Raw genomic sequence first — 6,248 nt, forward strand, 5'->3', positions numbered from 1 at the left:
GATGCCCGCTGCCTCCGATATCCAACCGCCGCCGCCCTCTGCCTGATTCAGGGTCGCCGCGCGCAGATCAATGGTGCTGTCGCCACTGCCGTTGTAGCGGATCTCATCTTGTCCAGCGGTATCCCAGATCGTCAGCCAACCCGTGCCTGCGACATTGGCCTCAGGCATCAGATAGACATTGTTTCCGGCATTCGTGGAGGTGTTGGCCCCATAGAGCGATTGTAACACACCAATGTCGAGCGCAGACGGCCCCAGGGTGCCGCCGAACAAACCGTTTTCATCAAGCGTGCTTCCTGGAAGGCCGGAGTGGTAGCCGTCGTTATAGGACATGACGGTATAAACACCCTGATTCAGATTGAAATCCCCAAGATCGCCGGTGTCGGCCGTAACCCCGGCCATGATTGTCGAACCGCCGCCATCGTCATGGGGATGTGCCAGCCCCATGCCGTGCAAGAACTCGTGTACCAGTACCAGAAAAGTGCTGCCGCCACGCTCCAACGTACCACCGGGGCTGTAATTGCCTGCCAGGGCATTGAACTCACCAACGCCGGCCTGCGCTTCACCCGGCGGGTTCATCTGGCCATCGGTTTCGATACTGTTGAACTCGTCGTCGTCAAGCACCATCTTGAATTCGGCGTCCGCGGCGGTGGTCGTTACGGTAAAACTGACGTTCGCCACTGCGGAAATCGTGCTGAGTGCATCGAGAAAGCGCGCCTCCACATAGGCGTTAAAGCCTTCGGAGGTGTATTCACCGAATTTTTCGCCGGCCGTCGCGAAATAGACGCCGACATCATTGTCCGGGAGGCGCAGACCACCCCATGAAATCGACATCAGCGGTGGCGTAAGGGAACCAATCGGCATGAACTTTCTCCTGGCTAAACAAAACTTTCCTGCGGCTCAAAAACGGCGCGCTCCGGAAAAATCCTTGGCAGGTTTTCAGGAATCTGCCTAGGGATATTTACGCGTGGTCGGCGCAAAATACGCTAAAACGGAATGACGGATCAAAACCTCGGCATGTGGCAACCGGTCAATGAACTGAGCGCAGGCAGGACCAACGCGGCTTTGCGGTCACTGTGCGGGATTGTGCGACTGCTTGAGATGCGCTGATGCCCTGAACAGAACCGTGGCAAGGCGCGTGACCATAGGAGGAGCCTTGCCGGCGTGCAGCCCGGCGTGCGCAACAACACCCAATTCCCTCTCATCGAGCCGCCAATCGTCAAAACCGGGCCCGTGTTCGGGGCATCGGCTTGTGCGAAAGGGCATGGAAAATTCTGGATTGGCGTACGTTCAACCTCTGGCAAGGCGTGTCGGTACTCACGGAGTATCTGGCTGGGGCGGTAGGATTCGAACCTACGGTACACGGTACCAAAAACCGATGCCTTACCACTTGGCCACGCCCCAACTGTGGCGGTGTTTAGCGAAGGGTAGCGCGGGCTGCAAGAGGGTTTGCATGAAAAATCTGCCCCTGGGTCCGGTACTCAAAGCGCGTGGTTGCAGCGCCGGTGAATGGGCCTTAACAGGGAAGGAATGCAAGTAGATTCAGCGATCATCGGGGCAGGGGCGGCAGGTATGCTCTGCGCGGCGGAAGCCGGAAGACGGGGGCGTCGGGTCTTGTTGATCGAAGCCGCTGCCAGTCCCGGAGAAAAGATTCGCATCTCGGGAGGCGGGCGCTGCAATTTCACCAATCTCGGTATCCGCGCCGAATGTTATCTCTCGCGCAACCCGCGCTTTGCGCTTTCGGCGCTGAAACGCTTCAGCCAATGGGATTTCATCGCACGGGTCGATGCGGCGGGGATTGGCTGGCACGAAAAGACCCTGGGGCAGTTGTTTTGCGATGGCTCCGCCAAGCAGATCATCGACATGCTTCGCAAAGACCTTGAGGATTGTGGTGTAACTCTTTGGCTTAACACCGAAATATCCGAAATATATCGGGGAGAGGGAGGCTTTACCATCGCAACCTCTCGTGGCCCGGTTCAAGCGAAAAAAATCGTGGTTGCCTGCGGAGGCAAATCCATTCCGAAGATGGGTGCGAGCAGCCTTGGCTACAAAATCGCGGAGCAATTCGGCTTGGCTGTGGTGGAAACCCGGCCAGGTCTGGTTCCGTTAACCTTTGCCGAACAAGAGCTTGCGCCGATCAAGCCGCTTGCAGGCATTGCGGTGACAGGATCGGTCGCTGTCGGCAGCACGCGTTTTGATGAGGCGCTTTTGTTCACCCACCGCGGGCTTTCCGGCCCGGCGGTGCTGCAAATCTCCAGCTATTGGCGCGAAGGGCAGCCGATTTCGGTGAACCTGTGCAACGGCCTGGATACGGCAGCGGTTTTGCGCCAGCAGCGCGGCCAGAACGGTCGGATCGCCTTGCGGACGGCTCTGGCGCGGGTCCTGCCTGAACGCCTCGCGCGGTATCTGGAGGAGATCAGCGAGTTGCGCGGCAATCTTGCCGATCAATCCAACGCCGCGCTGGACCATCTTGCGCGACTTGTCCACGATTGGCAGATGCGACCGGTCGGCACCGAAGGCTATCGCACCGCCGAGGTGACGCTGGGGGGCGTGGACACCGATGCGCTCGACGCTCGCACGATGGAGGCGAAAGCCGTTCCGGGGCTTTATTTCGTGGGTGAGGTTGTTGACGTAACTGGCTGGCTTGGCGGTTATAATTTTCAATGGGCCTGGTCATCCGGCTGGGCTGCGGGACAGGCTCAATAAGAGGGACTCCGCGACACGGGCGGAGGTGAATGCTTTCCGCTTCCATTCATCCGATAATCAATATTATGTAATATATCGCCATGTCGAAATCTCTTGATTTACCTGACGGACTAGGTTCCCTTGATGAGAGATAGCAACAGACAAAGGATTTGACTTTGCCAAAAGAAATCCGCCCTCCGCGGCCAGACGATCGCGCCGAATGGGATAAGTTGTATCAAGGTTATGCGACGTTTTACAAAACTTCGCAGACTGAAGCGATGCGCGATACCGTTTGGTCGTGGCTGATGGATAACGCATCACCCGTCAAGGGTTTGGTGGCGGAAATGGATGGCAGGCTTCTGGGCCTGGCGCATTTCCGCGCTTTCGCGCGGCCGCTTTCTGCCTCCATTGGTGGATTTCTCGACGATCTGTTCGTCTCGCCGGAGGCGCGTGGCCAGCAGGTTGCCGACGCGCTGATCAATGCGGTGCGCGACCACGGCAAGGCACAGGGCTGGACTGTCATTCGCTGGATCACCGCGGAGGACAATTATCGCGCCCGCGTGGTCTATGATCGACTGGCGGAAAAGACCAGATGGACGACTTATGACATCAAGCTGTGATCCTGTGGGGCGGCGCGCGCGCCCTGCCCTGATCCTTGGCGGCGATCTGAATTTCGGGCACCGCCGGTGGCATTGACAACACTTGCCGCAATGGGACAAGCGGAAAACGCCGCCACGGTCTGGCAGCATTTCGCACTTCATCTTGCAAAGATGGGCTTTCCACGCTGTTTCTATGGCCTGACGCGGTTCCGGTTTGAACAGGCCAGCGGTGAACCAGCGGATGCATTTCATTTTGCTGCCGGAATGGATGACAGGTTGCAATCCTATCTGCGCAGCGCAGAATTTGCCGCCAATCCGATGTATCGTTGGATGTTGGAAAACACCGGGGCTTGCACATGGGGCTGGATCGACGTGGCGCGGCGCGCAGACCAACTTTCCGCCACCGAAATCGCAGCACTGAAACAGTCGACACATCTGGGGCTCGGTGCCGGGGTTGGCATCCGCTTTGCCGAAACCTGCCATCGCATCAAGGGTGCCATTGGCCTGTTTGCGCACATCACGACACCCCATGCGGAGGTCGACAGGCTTTGGCGGGCGCATGAAAGCGAAATCACTGCGCTTACCCATATGATGCATCTGAAAATCGCCAGCCTGCCGCTTTCGCCGGTCATCAGCCTGACTAAGCGGCAGCGAGAGGCGCTGGAATGGGTGGCCGATGGCAAGACAATGCAGGATATCGCGGTGCTGATGGGGGTTTCATCCGCGACGGTGGAAAAACACCTGCGGCTTGCGCGTGAGGCGCTGAACGTCGGAACAACGGCACAGGCGGTTGCAAGAGCGACGCTGGCCCACACCATTTTCACGCGCAACAAGCTGGATTGACTTCATTTTCGGGCACCGAATTGCTTGTCCGGTCGAAAAGGTATGGTTTTCCGGACTATACCTGCCGCGCCAAATCCATCACCTTAAGGCACGCTTCGTGAGTGGCGGCATTTGCCGACGAAGCGCCCCGCAGGTGGCAATCATCGCAATTTCGATGGTTCCACCTGCAAACCTCCCAAAGTGATCACAAAAAAAACGGCCCGGAAAGCCCGGACCGCTCTGCAACACTTTGCGATTTCAGGTCTGAAAAGATCAACCCGCCAAGGTTTTCGCCACTTCAGCAGCGAAATCTTCTTCCTTTTTCTCAATACCTTCACCGACGGCCATACGCACAAACCCGGTGACTTCCACGCCCGCATCCTTCGCGGCTTGCGCCACGGTGATATCGGGGTTCATCACGAATTTCTGCCCCATCAGCGTGTTCTCCTCGAGAAACTTCTTCATCCGACCGGGGATGATGTTGTTCTCAATCACCGAAGCGGGCTTCGGCTTGGCAGAGGCTTCGTTTTCCTCCATCGCCTTTTGAATTTGAACAGAGCGCTCCCGCTCCACCATTGCCGGATCAAGATCGGCTTCGGACAGCGCCAGTGGTGAGGTCGCGGCAATATGCATCGCGATCTGCTTGGCAATGCCGTTGTCGGTGCCTTTGACCGCAACCAATACGCCGATTTTGCCCATACCATCGGCCGCGGCATTATGGACATAGGTGGCCACGCAATCGCCCTCGACCACCGCCATCCGGCGCAGTGAAAGCTTTTCACCAATCACGGCTACAGCAGCGGTCACGGTGTCATGCACTGATTTTCCATCCATCGGAGCAGCAGCCAGTTCTTCAACCGAAGCCACGCCAAGCGCTGCTTGGGTGATGCCGGAAACCAGCTTCTGGAAATCGGCGTTTTTCCCGACGAAATCGGTTTCGGAGTTTACTTCAACAGCAACCCCTTTGCCGCCTTGCACCGCAACGCCCACAAGTCCCTCGGCGGCGATGCGGTCGGCTTTCTTGGCAGCTTTCGCAAGACCCTTGGTGCGCAGCCAGTCGATGGCGGCTTCCATGTCGCCTTCCACTTCGGTCAGTGCCTTTTTCGCGTCCATCATGCCCGCGCCGGACATTTCACGCAGTTCTTTCACCATTTGTGCGGTTATCGCCATGGTGGCTCTCCTCATATCATGCGGATATCCCGGCGGGGCTTTTCCCCCACCAGGTCTTTTGCAAGGCTTATGCCTCGGCGACAGCGTCTTCCACTGGCGCATCTTCCAACGCACCAAGGTCGATACCGGCAGCGCCCATTTGCGCAGACATGCCGTCCAACGCAGCGCGCGAAATCAGGTCACAATAGAGCGCAATCGCGCGGGCCGCGTCGTCATTGCCGGGGATCACATAATCAACACCCTTGGGGGAGCAGTTGGTATCCACAACCGCCACAACCGGAATCCCCAATTTCTTGGCTTCCAGAATGGCGAGGTCTTCCTTGCCCACATCAATGATGAAGATCAGGTCCGGGGTGCCGCCCATCTCACGGATACCACCAAGCGAGGCTTGCAGTTTGCCCTGCTCGCGCTCCATGTTCAGACGCTCTTTCTTGGTCAGGCCTTCTGCACCGTTGGCCAAAAGCTCGTCAAACTGCTTGAGGCGCTGGATCGACTGGGAAACGGTTTTCCAGTTGGTCAGCGTACCACCAAGCCAGCGGTGGTTCATGTAAAACTGTGCGGATTTCTCGGCGGCCTCGGCGACAGCCTTTTGCGCCTGACGCTTGGTGCCGACGAACAAGATCCGGCCGCCCTTGGCAACCGTGTCGCGCACAACCTTGAGCGCCTGGTCCAACATCGGAACCGTCTGGGTCAGGTCGAGAATGTGAATGCCGTTGCGGTCGCCATAGATGTATTCACCCATCTTCGGGTTCCAACGTGCGGTCTGGTGACCGTAGTGTACGCCAGCTTCCAACAACTGACGCATGGTGAACTCAGGAAGAGCCATGCCTTATCCTTTTCCGGTTTGATCCTCGGCAGGGCCGTCTTCAGAACTTGCGTTCCAACCGGCGGACATTACGGGATTTCTCCCCGCAAGGCCCAAGCCCCACCTGTGAAGTGCCGCAGCCCATACCGCGCTGCAAACCCGATTGCAAG

At 57.9% G+C, this 6,248-nt stretch carries 5 protein-coding genes, 1 tRNA gene and 1 pseudogene; 3 read left to right on the top strand and 4 right to left on the bottom strand.

Annotated elements, in window-relative coordinates:
- Both L0H65_RS12695 and L0H65_RS12700 read right to left on the bottom strand, forming a co-directional pair.
- Positions 1–861: pseudogene (locus L0H65_RS12695) on the bottom strand (hypothetical protein); the annotation flags it as partial.
- A gap of 465 nt (positions 862–1,326) precedes the next feature.
- Positions 1,327–1,401, bottom strand: a tRNA-Gln gene (locus tag L0H65_RS12700).
- A gap of 126 nt (positions 1,402–1,527) precedes the next feature.
- Here L0H65_RS12700 and L0H65_RS12705 point away from each other — a divergent pair.
- The 3 genes from L0H65_RS12705 to L0H65_RS12715 all read left to right on the top strand — a co-directional run bounded on the left by L0H65_RS12705 (position 1,528) and on the right by L0H65_RS12715 (position 4,124).
- Complete coding sequence (locus L0H65_RS12705; RefSeq protein WP_301459422.1) at positions 1,528–2,703, top strand: NAD(P)/FAD-dependent oxidoreductase; 1,176 nt, start codon at positions 1,528–1,530, stop codon at positions 2,701–2,703.
- 209 nt (positions 2,704–2,912) lie between these two features.
- Positions 2,913–3,302 carry a GNAT family N-acetyltransferase gene (locus L0H65_RS12710; protein WP_301459423.1) on the top strand — a complete coding sequence of 130 codons (390 nt, stop codon included), beginning with the start codon at positions 2,913–2,915 and terminating at the stop codon, positions 3,300–3,302.
- A gap of 66 nt (positions 3,303–3,368) precedes the next feature.
- Positions 3,369–4,124: a LuxR family transcriptional regulator gene (locus tag L0H65_RS12715; RefSeq protein WP_301459424.1), complete on the top strand. Its 756-nt coding sequence runs from the start codon at positions 3,369–3,371 to the stop codon at positions 4,122–4,124.
- A gap of 252 nt (positions 4,125–4,376) precedes the next feature.
- Here the strand turns inward: L0H65_RS12715 and tsf are convergent, their stop codons facing one another.
- Complete coding sequence (gene tsf / locus L0H65_RS12720) at positions 4,377–5,273, bottom strand: translation elongation factor Ts (protein WP_301459425.1); 897 nt, start codon at positions 5,271–5,273, stop codon at positions 4,377–4,379.
- A gap of 67 nt (positions 5,274–5,340) precedes the next feature.
- Positions 5,341–6,099, bottom strand: a complete 759-nt coding sequence (gene rpsB, locus L0H65_RS12725; protein ID WP_301459426.1) for a 30S ribosomal protein S2 — start codon at positions 6,097–6,099, stop codon at positions 5,341–5,343.
- Positions 6,100–6,248 lie beyond the last annotated feature (149 nt).

The organism is Pseudorhodobacter sp. (assembly GCF_030452865.1).
Classification (GTDB): domain Bacteria; phylum Pseudomonadota; class Alphaproteobacteria; order Rhodobacterales; family Rhodobacteraceae; genus Pseudorhodobacter.